Consider the following 200-nt stretch of genomic DNA (forward strand, 5'->3'; position numbering starts at 1 on the left):
GACCCACGGCGAAGACACTAACCTATCGAAGGATCCCCACACCTCCCCTATGAACGGCGAAAAGCCACATGTGTTTCGAGAAGCCACCAAAGAAGTGGCTTTTCGAAACACATGTGGCTTCTCAGCATAAGACCCACGGGGGGGGGCAGCCTTACATGTCGGGCCAGTCACGGTGCAGCGAATACTCCGTATCCCCATCA

The organism is Rothia sp. HMSC065C03, from assembly GCF_001837295.1.
Classification (GTDB): domain Bacteria; phylum Actinomycetota; class Actinomycetes; order Actinomycetales; family Micrococcaceae; genus Rothia.